The organism is Synechococcus sp. CS-1332, assembly GCF_025127995.1.
Taxonomy (GTDB): domain Bacteria; phylum Cyanobacteriota; class Cyanobacteriia; order PCC-6307; family Cyanobiaceae; genus Cyanobium.
This window is the reverse complement of record NZ_JAHLYP010000029.1, coordinates 64,931-83,787: the sequence shown is the minus strand read 5'-3', so window position 1 is coordinate 83,787 and position 18,857 is coordinate 64,931. Positions and strand designations below refer to the sequence as shown.

Below are 18,857 nucleotides of genomic sequence, written 5' to 3'. Positions count from 1 at the left end.
GGCCGCGGCCAACCCCAGCTGCAGGGACTCTCCCTTCAACAAGAGGCGGCAGGCCATCCCCCGGGCCCTGAAGGCCAGGGCCAGCTCCACGGCGGCGGCCCCACCGCCGCGGATCACCAGGGGCTCGCCGGCGCTGCGCCGCTCCGCCCAGGCCAGGAAGGGCTCCAGCGGCTTGACGGCCATCGCCTCCCCCGGCATAGCGGTCACGGCGCCCAGATCGAGGCTGAGCCGGTCGAAGCGCAGCGGCGGGCGGCCCGCCAGCTGCAGCTCCCGGGCCGCCGGATCCAGACCGGTGATCTCCGCCTGCACGAAGACGACACCGGCCAGGGTGCAGAGGCGGCGCAGGTCGATGGCGGCGGCCTCCAGGGGTTCCAGCCCGGCCACCACGGCGGGCAGCAGGCCCGAATAGAGCGCGGTGCCGTGGCGGCTCACCAGGGTGAGGCGGGTGCGCGGCGGCTTGGTGCGCGGGCGCATCAGCCAGCGCCGCAGCACCAGAACGTGGCTGTGGCCGCCCCCCGCCAGGACCAGTTGCTGCCGCTCGGGGGCGGCGGTCATGGGCTGGGCACCGGCGCCCCGGTCGTCCGGGCCTGGAAGGCCGCGATCGCCGTGGGCAAGGTGGGGAAGAACAGGCGCGCCCCGATCTTGTCCACCAGGCCGGCCCGTTGCAGCTGGGCGTAGAGCTCCTGCTTGACCCGCACCAGGCCGAAGGTGATGCCCTGGACGGTCAGTTCCCGTTGCAGTTCCTCGAGCACATCGGCGGCCGTGATGTCGATCTCGACGATGGCTTCGGCGTTGAGAACGAACCAGCTGATCGGCTGCGGCTCGGCCGCGATCGTCGCCAGCACCCGCTGGCGGAAATGCTCGGCGTTGGCGAAACAGAGGGGCGCATCAAAGCGAAACAGCACCAGGCCAGGAATCGTGCGCGCCCCCTCCCAGTCGCGCACGTCGTGCAGGCCTGCCAGGCGGGGCACGATCCCCATGACGGCGTCGTGGGGACGCACCAGCCGGGCGAACAGGTCGATCACCGATAACCCCACTGCCAGCGCCACGCCAAGGAGCAGGTCGGTGGCCAGGACCCCCACCAGGGTGATCAGGGCCAGCCGGAATTCGCTGGGGCGGAAGCGCTGCAACCGCAGGAACTCGGGGATGTCGATCAGGCGCAGGGCGGCATACATGACGATCGCCCCCAAGGCCGCCGTGGGGAACAGGGCCAGAACCGGCCGCAGCCACAGCAGCACCGCCAGCACCAGCGCCAGCGCCACCAGGGAGAACAGCTGGGAGCGGCTGCCGAGGGAATCGCCGATGGCGGTGCGGCTGCCGCTGCTGCTCACCGGAAAGCCCTGCATCAGCCCATTGCCCAGGTTGCTGGTGCCGAGGGCCAGAAGCTCCTGGTTGGCGTCAATGCGGTAGCCGCCCCGGGCGGCGAAGGCTCGGGCCGTGAGCACGTTGTCGGAATAGCCCACCAGGGAAATGCCCACCGCCGCCGTCAGCAGATAGCGCAGCTGGGCTGGCGAGACCCCGGGCGGCAGCGCCGGCTGGGGCAGCCCAGCCGGGATGGCGCCGATCACCGCCACGCCGCGCTGATCGAGGTGTCCCACCGCCACCACCGCCATGGCCAGCAGCACCGCCAGCAGGGGCGCCGGGGCCCTGGGGAAGCGGCGCTGCACCAGCAACAGGAACACCAGCACCCCCAACGCCAGCAGCAGGGTGGGCCGGTGGATCTCCCCCAGCCGGCCCAGCAGCTCCACCAGCTGGCCGGGGATGGAGTCGGCCTGCAGCGTCAGCCCACTGACCCGGCCCAGCTGGCCGCCGATCATGATCAGGGCCACGCCACCCAGATAGCCCACCAGGATCGGCTTCGAGAGCAGATCAGCCAGGAATCCCAGCCGGGCCCAGGCACCGGCGCAGCAGACCAGCCCCACCAGCAGGGCCAGCAGGCTGCAGAAGCCCGCATAGGCGAGCGGGTCCCCCGCCACCAGCGGCCCGACCGCGGCAGCCGTCATCACGGCAGTGGTGGACTCGGGCCCCACCGAGAGCTGGGGCGAGGACCCCAGCAGGGCGTAGAGGAGCAGGGGCGGCAGGATCGCCCACAGGCCCGCCACCGGCGCCAGCCCGGCCACTTCGGCGTAGGCCATGCACTGGGGCACCAGATAGGCGGCCACAGTGACGCCCGCCAGCAGGTCCGGCCGCAGCCAGCTGCGCTGGTAGCCCAGCAGCTGCGCGAGGCCCGGCAACACCCTGGCCAGGCGTTCGCGTGGCTCCATCAGCCTCCTCCGTCGGTGTTCATTTGCGGCGCAGCGGCAGGACCTGGCTGGGGCACAGGTCCTTGTCCTCCTCCACGCCCTTCATGCCGGCGAGCACCCCCTCCAGGTCGTCCTTGGTGGAGGGATCCCCGCTGATGATGTCCAATTGCGCCTGGGCCAGCTTGGCGCGGGTGGCGGTGGAGATGAAGCCGTCCTTCTCGAGGTTGCAGAGGGCACTCATGTAACCGGAGCCCACCCCCACCATCACCATGAACTCCTCCCGTGGACTGAGTTCCCCACCCTGCGATTGGGCCGCGGCGAGAGCCGGTGTGGCGTTCAGAAGCGCCAGCAGCAGCAGGGCGAAGGGGGTGGGCATGCCGGAACTGTGGCGTTGAGGTCAGGCTAGGGGTGGACCCCTGCTCAGGCCTCCTGGTACACCGACAGATAGACGGTGCCCTGCTCCACCAGGGGCAGCAGTTTGTCGCGCAGATCCTGGTTGTGCAGCCGCACGCAGCCGAGGGTGGAATGCAGGGGCTGGCGGGGCGCCCAGGCCCCGGGCCAACCGCAGGCGCTGCCGCCGCCGTGCACCATGATCCCGGCCCGGCCGAAACGCCGTTCCTGCCTCTCCAGATCCTCCAGATCGAAGCTGTACCAGCCATAGCTGCGGCGGTCTGCGGAGTAGGTGGGGCTGGGATCCTGCTCGTAGTCCCGGTAGACCTTCTTGGCGATGCGGTAGATCCCCGGCGGGGTGTCGGTGGACGTGTCCTGGTACTGGTCCTCCCGGCCCTGGCCGCGGGCCAGCGCCGGAATCTCCCAGAGCAGCCGTCCCTCCGCATCGAAGGCCCGGGCCGTCTCGCTGACGTCATTAACCACCACATGGCTGTCGGTGCCGCTGAAGCCGAAGTCCTGGGGGGTCTTCTTCGGACCCACCAGACCGGGAAGGGTGAGGGCAGGAGGATCGGCGTCCTTGGCTGGCGCCGTCATGGCTCTGGCAGCCGAAGCGACCGGGCCAGCGGCCTCCTGCTTGAGCCGCTGTTCCCAGGCTTCGCAGTCGCCCGGCGTGCGGATCTCGCGCTCCGCCTGGGCGCAGGCAACGGTGGGCTCCAAGCCGCCCCAGACGAGTCCCTCGGCCCGGCGGCGGCGGCCCAGACCCACCTCCACCGTCTCCCCGGGGTTGCGATACAGCATCAGGGCACCAGGAACGGCTTGCCAGCGGCGATCCCGCAGGTGGCGATCGAGGGTGTCGTGATACCCATCGCCATGGAAATGGGCACCGTTGTTGTAAGCGAAGCTGCACAGGGCGGCCCGCTGTCGATCTCCCATCTCCGCCCAGAAGGGGATCGTGGCCTCAAGCACCTTCCAGAATCGTTCGCGGCAGTTGTGCCCGTAGAGCGCATCGGCCTGCTCCTGGGTGATCACATCCCCCAGCCGGATGGGGGAACCATCCTGGTAAAAGGTGCTGCCCCAGCCGATCGTGATCGGCTCACCGCCGGTGCGGGGGTCGTTGTACGCCTGGAGGCGGCAACCCTCGTAGTGGTGATTGAGCTCGGCCACCTCGGGTGGCAGCTGGCCCTCCCCTGCCGCCGTCAACCAGGCGTCGTCGGGAACGATGAAACGCTCGGGGTTGAGATAACGCTGCTCCCCATCCGGCAGCGGCCGTGTGCCCCCCGGGCAGGTGTAGGGCCCCGCCAGCCGCACAATCGCCAGGACGGTATCGGGGACAGACCGCACCCAGGCCACAGCGATGCGGGAGCCGGCGGCCACATAGGAATCGGCATCGGCGGCGGCGGGGCTGGGGCTGAGCCCCGCGTCCTGGCGGGCGGTGATGTACGGCATCAGAGGCTCCCGCCCAGGCGGATCCGCTCCAGGGGGGTCAGGGCCGCCGCCGGCGGGGCTACGGGGGTGGCCGCACTCACCTGGATCGGTGTGCGGCTGCGGGCGATCTCGGCGCGCAGCCGCTCCACCTCCTCCAGGAGCTGACGCAGGCGGGGATCCTCCGCAGGCGTGGCGGCTGTAGGCGCCGGATTCAGTGCCTGGGCAGCCGTGGTCCGCAGGTCACCGCCGGCGCCGATCAACAGCTCCCGCAGGTCGCTGCTCCTGAGGTTCCCGAGGCGCTGTTCGGCAAACTTCTGCAGCACCTTCGGCGCGAAGGCCCCCAGCAGGAAGACCAAGGTGAGGGTCATCCCGGTGTCGTCCCGGGGTGGATAGCTGAGCGTCTCCTGCCCGCTGGAATCCCTGGTCACCATCGGGGCGCTGCGCATCATCGTGACCACTCCGAAGGCCATCGAGGCAAACAGGGCCAGCAGGCACATCAGCCGCATGGCGGAGCGGTTGCCCGGTGACTCCTCCAGAAATCCGGTCGTCGGTGGGGCGGGGGCGGTCATGGGGGCATCGCGATCAGCTGCTGTCGGTTGTTCCGGCGATGGGACGGGACCACCATGACCAACACCCCATCATTCTGGGGAGGGAACGGATGGGGGCTGGGGGCCTTCCCGTTTCTTGATCTTCCTCCCTATCCCAGGGTGGCCCCGCCATGGCCGTTCGCCTCTTGGCGTGCGTCCCGGAGTCCCATCGCCGCCTGGCGCACGTCGCGATGACTCGTCGCCATCCATCCTCGAGTGACAGGATCCATCCGGTCATTCGACCATGAACACGCCGATCAGCGCCTGCTGATCAGCACCCAAAGGAACGCCGCCACCCCGGCGGCCAGGGACACCAGCACCACCGGCCCGGGGCCGCTGCGGGGCCTGTGATCAGCGGCGAAACCGAGGGCCGTGCGGGGGCCGTGCCGAGCTTGCCGTGGCGAAAGGGACGTGGCGGCATCGACGATGGCCTTGGCCTCCTTGAGTCCGATGCCCCTGGACTGGCGGAGAAGCTTGATCGCCTGGATCTTCTCTCCCGCTCGGAGAGCCGCCAGCACGCTGTCGGGAAGGGGGGTGGTCATGGGTGGAGCATGGTGTGGCTGGCTCCAGGTCGCCTGACCAGTTCTAGGTTTGGCACTCTTGCAGACTCAGCCGATGGAAGGATCCGCCCCTGAGGCCGGTGGCGACTCCAGCGGCCAGTGCCCCTTCCTGCACGGCAAGCTCCGGGGCAGCACGGCCGGGGCCCGCTCCAACCGGGACTGGTGGCCGCAGCAGCTGAACCTGGCGGTGCTGCATCAGCACTCGCCCCTGGCCGATCCCCTGGGCCAGGGCTTCCACTACGCCGAGGCCTTCCAAAGCCTCGATCTGGAGGCCCTCAAGCAGGACCTGTTGGCGCTGATGACCAACTCCCAGGACTGGTGGCCGGCCGACTACGGCCACTACGGACCGTTCTTGGTACGCATGGCCTGGCACAGCGCCGGCACCTACCGCATCCAGGACGGCCGCGGCGGCGCCGGCTCCGGCAGCCAGCGCTTCGCGCCCCTCAACAGCTGGCCCGACAATGGCAACCTCGACAAGGCCCGGCGGCTGCTCTGGCCGATCAAGCAGCGGTATGGCAGCGCCCTGTCGTGGGCCGACCTGATCATCCTGGCCGGCAACTGCGCCATCGAATCGATGGGCCTCCCCACCCTGGGCTTCGCCGGTGGCCGCGAGGACGTCTGGGAGCCGGAGATCGACATCGACTGGGGCCCGGAGACCGAATGGCTCGGCGACAAGCGCTACAGCGGCGACCGCCAGCTGGAGGACCCGCTCGGTGCGGTGCAGATGGGGCTGATCTACGTGAACCCGGAGGGGCCCAACGGCCAGCCCGATCCCCTTGCCGCCGCCCGGGACATTCGCGAGACCTTCGAGCGCATGGCGATGGACGACGAGGAGACCGTCGCTCTGATCGCCGGGGGCCACACCTTCGGCAAGTGCCACGGCGCCGGGGATCCGGACCTGGTGGGGCCGGAACCCGAGGCCGCCAGCCTGGCGGAGCAGGGGCTGGGCTGGCGCAACCTGTTTGGCAGCGGCAAGGGGGACGACACCACTACCAGCGGCCTGGAGGGCGCCTGGACCGCCAACCCCGTGCAGTGGGACAGCGGCTACTTCGACAACCTGTTCGGTTACGAGTGGGCGCTGGAGAAAAGCCCGGCCGGGGCCTGGCAGTGGCGGCCGACGGATCCGGCGGCTGCCGGCACCGTGCCCGATGCCCACGATGCGTCGAAGCGCCACACGCCGATGATGGCCACCACCGATCTGTCCCTGCGGGTCGATCCGGCCTACCTGGAGATCTCCCGGCGGTTCCATGCCCATCCGGACCAGCTGGCGGAGGCCTTCCGCCGGGCCTGGTTCAAGCTCGTCCACCGGGACATGGGCCCTCGCACCCGCTACCTCGGCAGCCTGGCGCCGAACGAAGCGTTCATCTGGCAGGACCCGATCCCGGCCGTCGACCATCCGCTGGTCGACACCGATGACATCGCCACCCTCAAGGGCCGGATCCTCGACGCGGGGCTGCCCATCTCCCAGCTGGTGGCCACCGCCTGGGCGGCGGCAGCCACGTTCCGCGGCTCCGATAAGCGCGGCGGCGCCAACGGCGGACGCCTGCGCCTCTCCCCCCAGAAGGACTGGGAGGTGAACCAGCCGGCCAAGCTGGCCAGGGCGCTGGAGGTCTACGGGGCCATCCAGCAGGCCTTCAACGGCGCCCAGCAGAACGGCAAGCGGATCTCCATGGCCGATCTGATCGTGCTGGGCGGCTGCGCCGCCGTGGAGGAAGCGGCCCGGCGGGGCGGCCATGCGCTGGCGGTGCCGTTCACGCCGGGGCGCATGGATGCCTCCGAGGAGCAGACGGATGGGGCCTCCTTCGCTGTGCTTGAGCCCAAGGCCGACGGCTTCCGCAACTACCTGCGGCCCGGCCTGGCGGCCTCCGCCGAGGCGCTGCTGGTGGACCGGGCCCAGCTGCTCACCCTCACGGCCCCGGAGATGACGGCGCTGGTGGGGGGCCTGCGGGTGCTCGATGCCAACCACGGCAAATCACGGCACGGCGTCTTCACCGACCGCCCCGAAACGCTCAGCAACGACTTCTTCGTGAATTTGCTCGACATGGGCACCACCTGGACGGCGACCTCCGAGGCCGAAGACGGCTTCGAAGGCCGCGACCGCCACACCGGCGACCTGCGCTGGACCGCCACCCGCGTCGACCTGGTCTTCGGCTCCAACGCCCAGCTGCGGGCGATCGCCGAGGTGTACGCCTCCGCCGACTCCGGCGAGCACTTTGCGCGGGCCTTCGTGGCGGCCTGGACCAAGGTGATGAACCTGGATCGGTTCGAGCTGACCTGAACGCCATGGGCCCCCTCCTCTCCCTGCAACCGCCACCGGAACGGCGCGAGGCCATCGGCCGCGCCGGCCTGGGCAGCCTGCTGGCGATCGCCGCCGAGGGCGGCCCCCCCAGCCCGATCGCCCTGCGCACGATCACCGCCATCCGGGATCACCTGATCCGGCTGCCCATCCCCCTCGAGTCCCTGACGCCCGTCACGCCGGAGGAGCTGGCGGCGGCGGTGCCCGAAAGCGAGTGGCGCCAGCGGATCCTGCGCGGCATGACCGTGCTGGCCCTGCTCGAGGACGAGCCCGGTGAGGCCCGCCTGGCCCGGCTCGAGGCCACCGCCCGGGCACTCCACATCGATGACGCGCCGGTGCGGGCGTTCCGCCACGTGCTCGACCACCAGTTCAACCTGGTGCGCCTCGACATCGTCCGGCGCGGCTTCCAGAGGGGCGCCGCTGCGGCCTACCTGCGCGATGAGGGTCCCGCCGGCGCCCTGCAGATGGCCCGCGCCCTGCTGAAGCGGGAGGACCCTGCCCTCGCCCACCGCTACCGGGCCCTGGCGGCACTGCCCGAGGGCAGCCTCGGCCGGGCCTACCTGGCCTTCATCGACAGCAACGGCTTCAGCGTTCCCGGTGAGGTCGGCGGGCCGCCGCCGCCGGTGGTGCGCCACGACTGCTGCCACGTGCTTGGCGGCTACGGCACCACGGCGAGCGAGGAGTGCGGCGTGCTCGGCTTCCAGGCCGGCTTCGGCCGCAACGACCCCTTCTTCACAATCCTGTTCGCCCTGGCCCAGTTCCAGCTGGGCATCGGCTCCACTCCGGTCACAGTGGCCGAAACCGGCCAGGCCGATCCAGAGGTGATCTTCCGCGGCCTTGAGCACGGCCTCGGCGTCAGCCGCGACCTGATCAGCGACTGGGATCCCTGGGAGGACTTTCCCCAGCCCCTGGAGGAGGTGCGCCGCAAGTACGGCATTAGGCCCCGCCAGACGGTGGGGGCAGACCCGGCACCGTGAGCGGCAGTCCGGCCCGGTGGAACTCCACGTAGAACCGCACGCCTGGGCCGGGCTCAGCCCGGTGCAGCTGGGTGGGCGCCACGATGCCGGGCCGTTCGGGCGTCAGCACCACCAGCTCCTCGTCGGGCTCCAGAAACCGGAACGGCAGCGAACCCTCCAATACCACGACCCTGGCCCACACCCCCGTCTTGGTGCTGTGCTGCGCCCGCAGACCCGCCGGCACGGTCTCGGCGTCAAACGTGGGCGTGCGCTTGTAGGGCGTCAGGCCGTCGGGCAGATCAGCGCGCATCGGTGTCTCCAGGGTCCGTCGCCTGGTGGCCGTCCTAACCAGGGCAATCGGCTCCGGACTGCTTCAGCAGAAACGCCCGCACCGCCTGATCGTTCGCCAGAGCGATGGCGCGCCGGTAGGCCTGCTGGGCCGCGCCGGCCTGGCTGGTCCGCTGCAGCAGGTGGGCCCGCAGCGCCCACCAGGGCTGGTGCTCCCGCAGGGCCGGGTCGGCGGCGGCCAGCGCTTCCAGCTCGGCCAGGGCACGTTCGGGGCCGGCCAGCTCGGCCAGCACGGCGATCCGGCTCACCCGCCCACCCGCACTCGGGGCCAGCGCCATCAGGGCGTCGTAGAGCCCCAGCAGGGCCGACCAGTCCACCGTGCCGCTGACGGCGCGGTGGGCATGCAGCGACTGGATCGCCGCCTCCAGCTGGAAGCGCCCGGGTCTCCCAGCCCGGGAGGCCTGGGTCAGGACCGCCTCGGCTTCGGCGATCAGGTCGGCGTCCCACAGAGCCGGCTCCTGCTCCAGCAGCGGCACGTAGCTCCCGTCGACGGCCCGCCGGGCCCCATGGCGCGCCTCGCAGTGCAACAGCAGGGCGAGCAGGCCGGCGGCCTCCGGCTCCTCGGGCAGCAGGGCGGCGCACAGCCGCGCCAGCAGCACCGCCTCCTGGGTCAGCCCCCTGTCGCGGCCGTCGTCGCCATCACCATTCCAGCCGGTGGTGTAGGCCGCGTAGATCGCCTGGAGCACCGCCGCCGAGCGCGTCGGCAGCGCCTCGGCACCCGGCAGCACGAACGGAATGCCGGCGTCGCGGATTTTGGCCTTGGCCCGCACCAGCCGCTGGCCCATGGTGGCCGGCGCCACCAGGAAGGCCGCTGCGATCCGGCTGGCGGTAAGCCCCAGGACGGTCTGGAGCATCAGCGGGGCCTGGAGGCCTAGGTCGATCGCCGGGTGGGCGCAGAGAAACAGCAGTCGCAGCCGCTCGTCGGGGATCTCCATGGAGTTCTCAGAGGTTTCCGGATCCATGCCGGGGGCCGCGGCATCCAGCTCCGGCAGCAGGCGCTCCAGGGTCCGGTCGCGGCGGGCCCGGTCGATCAGACGCCGCCGGGCCACCACCAGCAGCCAGGCTTCGGGAGCCCGGGGCACCCCCTGCTCCGGCCACTGCTTCAGGGCAGCAAGGAAGGCGTCACCGATGGCGTCCTCGGCCGCGGCCACATCGCCGCAGCGGGCGGTGAGCCAGGCCACCAGCTTGCCGAAGGACTGCCGTGCCGCCAGCTCCGCCGCCCGCCGCTCCTCCATCTCAGGGGGCTTCCATGGCGAGCACGGGACGCACCTCCACGGCGCAGCGCTCCGCCGCCGGGCAGCGGGCGGCCCAGGTGAGGGCGGCGTCGAGGTCGGGCACATCGATCAGGAAGAAGCCGCCCAGCTGCTCCTTGCTGTCGGGGAAGGGCCCGTCCTGCACCTGCCGCTCTCCGTGGCGCAGGCGCAAGGTGGTGGCCGTGTGGGTGGGCTGGAGGGCCTGGCCGCCGGCCATATAGCCGGCCTCGGCCAGGGCCTGGGAATAGGCGGCATAGGCCGGCATCAGGCTTGGGCGGTCGGCGAAGTCCTGCTCGCTTTCGTAGATCAGAACGGCATACTGCATGGTGAGGAATCGCAGGGGTTGAGAGGTCGCGCACACTCCCGGAGGGCGTGCGTCATCTCCATGACGCACGGAGGGCCCCCGTTTCGACAGAATCAGAGCAATTCGTCCCATCCCGTGCCCTCCATGTCCAAGGTCGAGATCTACACCTGGCGCTTCTGCCCGTTCTGCATCCGGGCCAAGCAGCTGCTGGACCGCAAGGGCGTGACCTACGAGGACTATGTGATCGACGGCGACGAGGACGCCCGCGACGCGATGGTGGCCCGGGGCAGCGACGGTCGGCGCTCGGTGCCCCAGGTCTTCATCGATGGGGCCCATGTGGGCGGCTGCGACGACCTCTACGCCCTGGAGCGCCAGGGCCGGCTGGATGCGTTGCTGGCCGTCACGCCCTAAGAATTGACTCCAGCCTTCCATTCCGCCAGCTCCACGGTGATGCCCTCCGGACCCCGGAGAAACACCAGCTTGCGGTGATGGAACTCCATCACCGCGTTGCGGAGCTGGACGCCCGCCGCCTGCAGCCGGGCCACTTCTGCCTCCAGCTCGTCGACGGCGAAACAGACATGGTTGAACCCCACCCGCGCCAGGCTGTCGATGGCGGGCTCGGGGAGGGGATCCGGGTGGTGGTACTGCAGCAGCTGCACCTCCAGCCGCGGCGTGGCCCCGGCCAGGACGAGCGTGACGTGCTCCGCCTCGATGGCCTCCACCCCCATGTAGGCCGAGAACTGGGGCCCGCTGATCCGCACTGCCTTGTCTTCGGCGAACCCCAGCAGGCCGAAGAAACGCCGGGCCGCCTCGAGATCCCGCACGACGATGGTGACGTGGTCGAAATGCCGGATCATGGGCACCACTTCGGTCCCCTGCTTGAAAGGGCCATCAGCCGTAAGGATTGCAGGGCCTCACGAGGCTCGCGGTGGCCTGCGTCACGGACTGACACCTGTCACGTCAGGCCAGTGGCCGAGGCCCCCAAGCGGGGAGCCCAGCCGCCAGAGTGAGGCCCTCCACCGGCCGGCCCGATGAGCGACGACGCCAGCCCCGCCGAAGCCGCCACGCCAGCCCAGGGCGGCGGCTGGCCCCTGATCGAGGGCTGGGCCCGCGCCAGCCTGACCCCCCAGGGCCCGAAGCTCTGGCAGACCCTCAACCATCACAGCGCCTGCCTCTCCTGCGCCTGGGGCACCGGCGGCCAGCACGGCGGCTTCCGCGACGAGCTGGGGGAGCCGCTGCAGCGCTGCCTCAAGAGCGTTGAGGCGATCATGGCCGAGCTCCAGCCGGCGGTGAGCGAGGGGGTGTTCGGCCGCCGCAGCCTCGCGGAACTCCAGCAGCTCTCCTCGATGGAGGCCGACCGCCTCGGCCGCCTCAGCCATCCCCTGCTGCTGCGAGAAGGCGGCAGCCACTACGAGCGCATCGGCTGGGATGACGTGTTCGCGATCGCCGAGGCCGCCTTTCGGCGTCCGCCGGAGCGGGTGGCCTCCTACAGCTCGGGCCGCTCCTCCAACGAGGCCGCCTACCTGCTGCAGCTGCTGCTGCGGGCCATGGGCTCCAACAATCTGGCCGACTGCTCCGACCTCTGCCACGCCCCCTCCACCGTGGGGCTGAACGCCGTCTTCGGCTCCGGCACCTCGATGGTGAGCCTGGAGAGCCTGCAGCAGGCGGATGGCGTGGTGCTGGTGGGCTCCAACGCCCCGGCCAACCACCCGCGGCTGATGAACGAGCTGATCAAGCTGCGCCAGCGGGGCGGCTCAGTGATCGTCATCAACCCGGTGATCGAGGTGGGCTTGCTGAAGTTCGGCTCGCCGGCCTTCCCGGTCTCGTCGCTGCAGGGGGGCTCTGAAATCGCTTCGCTGTTCCTGCAGCCCGTACCGGGCAGCGACACGGCCGTGTTCCTGGGGCTGCAGAAGGCCCTGCTGGAGGCCGGTGCCGTCAAGCGCGACTTCCTGGCCGCCCACGCCGAAGGCTGGGAAGCGCTGCTGGAGCAGCTGAGCTCCACCTCCTGGGACGCCATCACCAGCACCTGCGGGCTGAGCCGCCAGGAACTGGAGCACACCGCCGCCGTGATCGCCGGCTGCCGCGGTGTGGTGTTCGCCTGGGCGATGGGCATCACCCACCACGCCAACGGCATCGACAACGTGCAGGCGATTGCCAACACCGCCCTGCTCAGCGGCAACGTGGGCCGTCCCGGGGCGGGCACCATGCCGATCCGGGGCCACTCCAACGTGCAGGGCTTCGGCTCGATGGGGGTCACCGTCAAGCTGCGAGCGGAGATGCAGCAGGCCCTCGAGCAGCTGCTGGGCCGGCCCCTCAGCCGGGTGCCTGGCTACGACACCCGCGCCCTGATCGAGGCGGCCGATGCCGGCCGGGTCGACAGCCTGCTGTGCCTGGGGGGCAACCTCTGGGGCGCCAACCCCGACAGCGGCGAGGCGAAGCGGGCCTTGGGCCGGATCGACACGATCCTGTATCTGGCCACCAAGCCCAACCAGGGCCATTTCCATGGCCTGGCGGCCCGCCAGACCCTGGTGCTGCCGGTGTTCAACCGCTTCGAGACCCCCCACCGCACCACCACCGAATCGGGCAACAACTACGTGCGCCTCAACGAGCCAGGCTCCACCCACCTGCGCCACGCCGACCTGATCAGCGAAGTGGGCTTCCTGGCTGAGCTGGCCCGGCGGCGGATGGGTAGCGATCCCATCGACTGGGGGCGGCTGCAGGATCCGTCCTACGTGCGGGACCTGATCGGCCGCACCGTGCCCGGCTACGGCCCGATCGCCCACATCGATGCCACCCGCCAGGAGTTCAGCGTCGAAGGACGCCTGTTCGACAGCCCCCACTTCCCGACCCCCAGCGGCCGGGCCCGGGTGGCGCCCACCCCCCTGCCCGAGCTGGCATTGCCGGGGCCTGAGCACTTCGGCGGCCTCGGGCCGGGGCAAGGGGGCCTGGTGCTGGCCCTGATCACGGCCCGCAGCTACGGCCAGCACAACACGGTCGTCTACAAGCCTGGCGACAGCTACCGGGGCATGCCCCACCGCCAGACGATCCTGATGAACCGCGCCGACCTGCGCCGCTGCGGCCTGACCGCCCACCAGCGGGTGACGGTACAGGGGGAGGCGGGCGCCCTTGAAGGCGTTGAGATCATCCCAGGCGAGATCCGCGAGGGCGCGGCATTGATGTTCTACCCGGAGGTGAACGTGATCATGAAGGCCGTGGTCGACCCCCGCTGCGGCACCCCCGCCTTCAAGCGGGTGCCGGTGCTGGTGCGAGGGCCGGTGGCGGCAACGCCAGCCAGCGGCGCCCCTCAGCCCCCCAGGTAGGCCATCTCCGCCGGTGCCGGCCGTTGGGCGGCGGCTTCGAGACGCTCCTCGCTCCAGCGATCGCGGCGGGCGCGCCACAGCCCCTCCAGCGCCTGCCGCAGCCGGGCCGGCTCGGGCAGGGGCCGCAGCCAGGGCCGCAGGTCGGTGCCGCTGCCGGCGAACAGGCAGCTGTAGGCCACCCCATCGGCGGTGATCCGCAGCCGGTTGCAGTCGCCGCAGAAGGGCGCCGTGATCGAGGCCACCACCGCCAGGTGGGTGCCGTCCCTGTCGCGGTAGCGCCAGCGGCTGGCTGTGCCGTGGGGGGAGCGGCCCACGGGCTCCAGCGGCCACACCGCCCCGATGCGGGCCACCATCTCCGCCGCCGGCAGCACCTGCTCCGGCGCCCAGCCGTTGCGGTTGCCCACGTCCATGAATTCGATCAGGCGTAGCTCCAGCCCCTGCTGCCGGGCCAGCTCCGCCAGGGGCAGCAGCTGGTCGGCATTGCCCGAGCGGGTGATCACCGCATTCAGCTTCAGCGCGCCGCGGGCCGGGTCGAAGCCGGCCTGGCGGGCGTGGCCGATCGCCGCCAGCACCTTCTCCAACACGGCCCCGCCGGCGGCCGCCCCCCCCAGGCCGGCCATGCGGGCCACGCTGGCCCCATCGGTGCCATCGAGGCTGAGGGTGATCCGGTCGAGCCCTGCCGCCTTCAATTGCCGGGCCCGATCGGCACTGAGCAGCACCCCGTTACTGGTGAGGGCGATCTCCCGCAGGGCACCGCGGGGATCGCTGGGGTCGCGCTGCCGCAGCGGCTGCAGGGAGGCGATCAGCTCCTCCAGGTGCCGGTGCAGCAGGGGCTCGCCGCCGGTGAGGCGCAGGGTGTGCACCCCCAGGCCCACGGTCGCCTCCACCAGGGCCACCCGTTCCGGCAGGGTCAGCAGGTCGGGCGGGTCCTCGACATCGGGGCAGCAATAGGGGCAGGCCAGGTTGCAGCGTGCTGTGAGTGACAGCCGCAGCACCCCCAGGGGCCGGCCGTGCAGATCCAGGGGACGCTCCGCCATGGCAGGAAAGCTAGGGCCACAGGCCGGCGGCGGCGTCGGGTCGATTGGCATTGCGCAGGCCGGCGGCCGGCAACGGCTCCGCCACCACCTCTTCCCCGGCCAGCCAGTCCTGCAACCGCCGGCCACCGGCCGCCGTGAAAGCACGCAGCCCCTGGCGGCGGCTGGCGTGGGCCGGGTAGATCCCCAGCAGCGGCTGCAGCCGCCGGCCGTCATGGGCCAAGTGGATGGCCGCAGGGGCCGCCGGGCTCGTGGCGGCCGCCACCAGGGCCTGGAGGGCGGCCGTCTCCAGCCAGGGCATGTCCACCGGGCAGAGCAGCAAATCATCATCGGGGTAGAGCTGCATCAACCGGTCGAGGGCCAGCAGCGGCCCCTCCCGGGGTGGCGGCTCCTCCAGAACGCTGATCGCGTCGCCCAGCCCATCCCTCAAGGGCCGCGCCAGGGCCTGGTGGGCCCGGTGGTGGCTGACCAGGGTGATCGGCAGCGGCAACGCCGCCAGCTGAGCGAGGCTGAACTCCAGCCAGGTGCCCCCGGTGGGATGGGGCAGCAGGGCCTTGTCCGTGCCCATGCGGCGGCTGGCGCCGCCGCTGAGCAGGCAGGCCCTCAGCCCACTCATGCCTCGAGGCCGAACTCGGCGAAGGCCCGCGGCAGGTTGCGGTGCTCGTGGCCCGGATGGCTGAGCTTCACCAGGGCAAAGCGCTGCAGCTCGTCAAGCTCCGCCCAGGCATGCGCGGGCAGGCCCAGCCCCAGTTGCTGGCAGGAGGCGAGCAGCACCTGCGGGGGAGCATCGCCCTGCTGCCACGGAGCACCGCAGGCCGGCACCAGCCGGCCGGCGACCCCGGCGGCCATGCCGGCGGTGCGCTGGCCGAGCCAGAGGTCCAGCTCCGCCAGGGCACAGGGGTCGTCCGGCCAGGCCAGCAGCCGCTGCCGCTCCTGGTCGCTGAGGTCGCCCCAGTGGCTCAGCTTCAGCTTGACGCCCACCAGATCCAGCTTGCGCCGCACCGCCATTGGGATGCAGCGCAGGTCGCCGACGAAGTCGGCCTCGAAGCCGAAACAATGGTCGTGGCGGCCCATGGGCGCGGCGCGCAGGGGGTTCACCCTAGGCATCACCACCACTGGAACTGGCCCAATGCCCATGGGCTTTCGTAGCCGATCTCACCGTGGGACCCCGCCAGGATTAGGTTCACTGAACAGACCGCAGAGGCTTCTCACGAAGTCGCTCCCATGACCGCCACCGTCCCGTCGAGAGACGAGCTGCAGCATCGCCGGTCCACCGGGGCCGCCCAAGGGCCCCGTCCAGCTCCGATGTTCGAGCTGATCCCCTACGAGAAGTTCCGCGACACCCCGTCGGTGCGGTTCTTCGACATCACCGTGCCCACGTCCAACAAGCGGGATCTGGTGGTGCATTCGGGTCCGGCGATCAGCCCGCCGGACTGCAAGGAGTCCGGCAGCTGGCAGTTCTATCTCCATCCCCATCAGGAGGACAACCTGCTGGCCATGCACGGCGGCCGCACCTTCTTCCTGGTCAATCTGGGCTGGAACTACCCATATCACATTGTTCGCCTCGACTGCGGCGGCGACATCCTGCGCATTCCCCCCGGCACGTTCCACCGTTCCGTCTCTGATCCCGATGGCTCCCTTGTGCTCAACCAGGCCGTGCGCGAGGAGGGCGCCAGCGTGGTGCGCGAATTCCGCGTCTACAACAGCCACCGCATCCCACGGCTCTTCGCGGTGACCTCCAAGACCGCCCCCCTGCCCAAGCTGCACGGGGTGAGCTGGTAAGCGCTGGCTTCAGGCGGCGGCAGCGACCCGCAACAGGGAGCCGAAGGCGTCGGCGGACATGGGCCTGCCCAGCAGGTGCCCCTGGAACTGGTCGCAGCCGAGGCTCTGCAGCATCCGCAGCTGCTCACGGGTTTCCACCCCTTCCGCCAGGGTCATCAATCCCAGTTCCTTGGCCATCACGATGGTGGCCTTGACGATGGCCAGGTCGGCGTCGTCGTTGCCAAGGCGGTCGACGAAGAAGCGATCGATCTTGAGCTTGTCGAGGGGCAGGGAATGGAGCATGGCCAACGAGGAGTAGCCCGTGCCGAAGTCGTCGATCGCCAGGCTGAAACCGCTCTCGGCGAGCTGCCGCAGTTGTTCGCCGGCACGGCCTGGATCGTTGAGCAGGGCCGTTTCGGTGATCTCCAGTTCGAGATTCTCGGGCACCAGGCCGTAGTTCTGCAGCGCCCCGGCCAGCAGCTCGGCCAGGGAGGGATGCTCGGCACCCAGCTGCAGGGCTGAGATGTTGATCGCCACTTTCCCCGGCCGCAGTCCCTGCCTGTGCCAGGCGTGCAGTTGACGGCAGGCCTCCTCGATCACCCAGAGGCCGATGCTGTGGATCTGGCCGGTCTTCTCCGCCAGCGGAATGAACACGTTCGGGGACACCATCCGGCCGCTCTGGTCCCGCCAGCGCAGCAGGGCCTCGGCCCCCGCAATCCGGCTGCCACCCCGATCGATCTGGGGTTGGTAAAACAGACGCAGCTGCTCCCGGTCAATGGCCCGGGCCAGGCTCAGCTCCAGCTCGAGGCGCTCGCGCAACTGCAGGCTGATCTCCGGGGTGTAGAGGCGCAGCTGGTTCTTGCCGTGCTGCTTGGCCTCCATCAAGGCTGTGTTGGCGCAGCGCAGCAGGGTGTCGGGGTCGAGGCCGTGGTCTGGAGCCAGGGCCACCCCAAGCGAAGCGCTGGGCTGGACCGCCAGGCCGGTGCCCATCCCGGGGGTGTTTCCGAGGGTGCGGCGGATGTCCTCAGCCCACATCAGGGCCTGGCCCCGGTCCGCCATGGCCATGGGCCGCAACAGGATGAATTCATCACTGCCGACCCTGGCCAACCAGTCGTCCGGTCCCATCAGGTGGCGCAGGCAGGTGCCGCTGGCCTGGAGCACCTGGTTGCCGATCTCATGGCCCAGGCTGTTGTTGATCGACTGGAAATTGTCGAGGTCGAGGTTGATCAGGGCGATGCTGTGCTCCGTGCCGGACGCACGCAACAGGCGGGCCAGCTGACGAACGGCGGCGGCCTTGTTGGGAAGCCTGGTGAGGGGATCAACGAAGGCGATGCGCTCCAATCGCTGCTGAATCTCGTGCTGTTCGCTGATGTCCTGAACCGTTCCCACCGTGAACAACGGTCGTCCGTCGTCGTCGAGGGTCGTGCGTCCCCGCTCCAGGACCACCTTGAGCAGGCCATTGCCAAGCAGCAGACGATGCTCGATCCGATAGGGCTGGCCCGAGCGAAAGGAGTCCTGGAAGGTGGCATCCACCAGGGAACGATCCTCCGGATGCACCGTCCTGAGGAACTCCTCGTAGGACGGCGCCGTCAGCTCCGGGGCGGTATTGAAGATGCTGTAGGCCTCCTTGGACCAGAGCAGTTCTCCGGTTCGATGGTTCAGCTCCCAGCTGCCCGCATGGGTGAGTCGCTCGGCCTCCTGCAGCAGCGAGCCCAGCCGGGAACTTTCCCGCAGAGCCGTATCCAGGTCGGTTCGGTCGCGATGGGTCAAGAGAGCCACCAGCCGACCAGCCAACTCCAGCACCTGATAACTCACGGACACATCCCGACAGGCGCCGGATCGGGCCCGATGGCGCGTGGCGAAGCTGCCCCTCGGCCGCTGTCGCATCACCTGCAGCTGATCCCGCATCAGATCGTTGGCCAGGGCCCCATCCGCCTGAATCGCGGCTGGATTCAATGTGAGGAACTGGTCCCGGTCGTAACCGAGCCGTTCGTGGGCGGAACGGTTGCAATCGATGAAATGGCCATGGTCGAGATCGAGCACAACGAGATCATCGCTGCCCAGGTCAGCGGCAAAACGCAGGGCATCGCCGATGCTCTCGACGCATGGAATCAGACTCTGTTCTGCCGGCGTTCTGAACCAGAAAGATTGCACTGATGCTTCCATTCACCAGGGATGTTAGGCATCGTTTTCGGTGCTGACCAGGCTGGGGAAGGAAATTCTCCTTCCCACCCGAAGTGATTCTTGATAACTGCAGCGCTACTGAGAATTGGACTGGAAATCCGGCTTCAAGGCGCCTGAAAAGTGAGAGAAAGAGAAGTGTTGGAGGTCGCTGATCTGCCTGCCTGGCTCAGATTTCGGTACTTTCCCGCGCCCCGCA

The 18,857-nt window shown here is 70.1% G+C and carries 19 protein-coding genes and 1 pseudogene; 6 read left to right on the top strand and 14 right to left on the bottom strand.

Annotation, left to right across the window (positions count from 1 at the left end):
- The 6 genes and pseudogenes from KQ305_RS06225 to KQ305_RS06200 all read right to left on the bottom strand — a co-directional run.
- Window positions 1-555, bottom strand: a pseudogene (locus KQ305_RS06225) (bifunctional NADH dehydrogenase FAD-containing subunit/selenide, water dikinase SelD); the annotation flags it as partial.
- Window positions 552-2,264, bottom strand: coding sequence for a SulP family inorganic anion transporter (locus KQ305_RS06220; protein ID WP_259724553.1), 1,713 nt, complete (start codon window positions 2,262-2,264; stop codon window positions 552-554). The pseudogene KQ305_RS06225 and the gene KQ305_RS06220, both read right to left, overlap by 4 nt.
- A gap of 19 nt (window positions 2,265-2,283) precedes the next feature.
- Complete coding sequence (locus KQ305_RS06215; protein ID WP_259724552.1) at window positions 2,284-2,619, bottom strand: hypothetical protein; 336 nt, start codon at window positions 2,617-2,619, stop codon at window positions 2,284-2,286.
- 44 nt (window positions 2,620-2,663) lie between these two features.
- Window positions 2,664-4,079: a glycoside hydrolase family protein gene (locus tag KQ305_RS06210; protein WP_259724551.1), complete on the bottom strand. Its 1,416-nt coding sequence runs from the start codon at window positions 4,077-4,079 to the stop codon at window positions 2,664-2,666.
- Window positions 4,079-4,627, bottom strand: coding sequence for a hypothetical protein (locus KQ305_RS06205; RefSeq protein WP_259724550.1), 549 nt, complete (start codon window positions 4,625-4,627; stop codon window positions 4,079-4,081). The genes KQ305_RS06210 and KQ305_RS06205 overlap by 1 nt, the downstream gene beginning before the upstream one ends.
- 275 nt (window positions 4,628-4,902) lie before the next feature.
- Window positions 4,903-5,187 carry a ribosomal protein L7/L12 gene (locus KQ305_RS06200; protein WP_259724549.1) on the bottom strand — a complete coding sequence of 95 codons (285 nt, stop codon included), beginning with the start codon at window positions 5,185-5,187 and terminating at the stop codon, window positions 4,903-4,905.
- Window positions 5,188-5,260: 73 nt separating this feature from the next.
- Here KQ305_RS06200 and katG point away from each other — a divergent pair, with 73 nt between their 5' ends.
- Window positions 5,261-7,483: a catalase/peroxidase HPI gene (gene katG, locus KQ305_RS06195; RefSeq protein ID WP_259724548.1), complete on the top strand. Its 2,223-nt coding sequence runs from the start codon at window positions 5,261-5,263 to the stop codon at window positions 7,481-7,483.
- Window positions 7,484-7,488: 5 nt separating this feature from the next.
- Entirely contained in the window at window positions 7,489-8,478 is a 990-nt protein-coding gene (locus tag KQ305_RS06190) for a ubiquinone biosynthesis protein COQ4 (RefSeq protein ID WP_259724547.1), read from the top strand.
- Here KQ305_RS06190 and KQ305_RS06185 read toward each other — a convergent pair.
- The 3 genes from KQ305_RS06185 to KQ305_RS06175 are packed head-to-tail and all read right to left on the bottom strand — an operon-like array spanning window position 8,438 to window position 10,383.
- Window positions 8,438-8,767 (bottom strand): DUF1971 domain-containing protein, encoded by a 330-nt coding sequence (locus tag KQ305_RS06185; RefSeq protein ID WP_259724546.1) that lies wholly within the window; start codon window positions 8,765-8,767, stop codon window positions 8,438-8,440. The two genes, KQ305_RS06190 and KQ305_RS06185, sit on opposite strands and share 41 nt — an antisense overlap.
- 34 nt (window positions 8,768-8,801) lie before the next feature.
- Complete coding sequence (locus tag KQ305_RS06180) at window positions 8,802-10,040, bottom strand: RNA polymerase sigma factor (protein ID WP_259724545.1); 1,239 nt, start codon at window positions 10,038-10,040, stop codon at window positions 8,802-8,804.
- A 1-nt stretch (window position 10,041) separates the two neighbouring features.
- On the bottom strand, window positions 10,042-10,383 hold the full coding sequence (locus KQ305_RS06175) for a YciI family protein (RefSeq protein ID WP_259724544.1): 342 nt from the start codon (window positions 10,381-10,383) through the stop codon (window positions 10,042-10,044).
- A gap of 123 nt (window positions 10,384-10,506) precedes the next feature.
- Here KQ305_RS06175 and grxC point away from each other — a divergent pair, with 123 nt between their 5' ends.
- Entirely contained in the window at window positions 10,507-10,773 is a 267-nt protein-coding gene (grxC, locus tag KQ305_RS06170; protein ID WP_259724543.1) for a glutaredoxin 3, read from the top strand.
- Here grxC and KQ305_RS06165 read toward each other — a convergent pair.
- Window positions 10,770-11,219 carry a VOC family protein gene (locus tag KQ305_RS06165; RefSeq protein ID WP_259724542.1) on the bottom strand — a complete coding sequence of 150 codons (450 nt, stop codon included), beginning with the start codon at window positions 11,217-11,219 and terminating at the stop codon, window positions 10,770-10,772. The two genes, grxC and KQ305_RS06165, sit on opposite strands and share 4 nt — an antisense overlap.
- Before the next feature lie 174 nt (window positions 11,220-11,393).
- Here KQ305_RS06165 and KQ305_RS06160 point away from each other — a divergent pair, with 174 nt between their 5' ends.
- Window positions 11,394-13,682: an FdhF/YdeP family oxidoreductase gene (locus KQ305_RS06160; protein WP_259724541.1), complete on the top strand. Its 2,289-nt coding sequence runs from the start codon at window positions 11,394-11,396 to the stop codon at window positions 13,680-13,682.
- On the opposite strand, the gene KQ305_RS06155 is transcribed toward KQ305_RS06160, so the two are convergent.
- Genes KQ305_RS06155 through KQ305_RS06145 form a run of 3 tightly spaced genes read right to left on the bottom strand, consistent with a single transcriptional unit; the run spans window position 13,667 to window position 15,814 of the window.
- A complete protein-coding gene (locus tag KQ305_RS06155) occupies window positions 13,667-14,719 on the bottom strand; it encodes a GTP 3',8-cyclase MoaA (protein WP_259724540.1) in 1,053 nt (350 codons plus the stop codon). The genes KQ305_RS06160 and KQ305_RS06155 overlap by 16 nt on opposite strands.
- A gap of 10 nt (window positions 14,720-14,729) precedes the next feature.
- Entirely contained in the window at window positions 14,730-15,332 is a 603-nt protein-coding gene (locus KQ305_RS06150) for a molybdenum cofactor guanylyltransferase (RefSeq protein WP_259724539.1), read from the bottom strand.
- Complete coding sequence (locus tag KQ305_RS06145) at window positions 15,329-15,814, bottom strand: nitrate reductase associated protein (RefSeq protein WP_311134323.1); 486 nt, start codon at window positions 15,812-15,814, stop codon at window positions 15,329-15,331. The genes KQ305_RS06150 and KQ305_RS06145 overlap by 4 nt, the downstream gene beginning before the upstream one ends.
- Before the next feature lie 207 nt (window positions 15,815-16,021).
- On the opposite strand from KQ305_RS06145, the gene KQ305_RS06140 reads away from it, so the two are divergent.
- The gene (locus KQ305_RS06140) at window positions 16,022-16,498 is read left to right on the top strand and encodes a redox protein (protein WP_254952433.1); all 477 of its coding nucleotides are present in this window, start codon (window positions 16,022-16,024) and stop codon (window positions 16,496-16,498) included.
- A 9-nt stretch (window positions 16,499-16,507) separates the two neighbouring features.
- Here KQ305_RS06140 and KQ305_RS06135 read toward each other — a convergent pair whose 3' ends face one another.
- Window positions 16,508-18,520 carry a bifunctional diguanylate cyclase/phosphodiesterase gene (locus KQ305_RS06135; RefSeq protein ID WP_259724538.1) on the bottom strand — a complete coding sequence of 671 codons (2,013 nt, stop codon included), beginning with the start codon at window positions 18,518-18,520 and terminating at the stop codon, window positions 16,508-16,510.
- Between KQ305_RS06135 and KQ305_RS06130 the strand changes: the two genes are divergently transcribed.
- On the top strand, window positions 18,503-18,634 hold the full coding sequence (locus tag KQ305_RS06130; RefSeq protein ID WP_259724537.1) for a hypothetical protein: 132 nt from the start codon (window positions 18,503-18,505) through the stop codon (window positions 18,632-18,634). The two genes, KQ305_RS06135 and KQ305_RS06130, sit on opposite strands and share 18 nt — an antisense overlap.
- The last annotated feature ends 223 nt before the right edge of the window (window positions 18,635-18,857 follow it).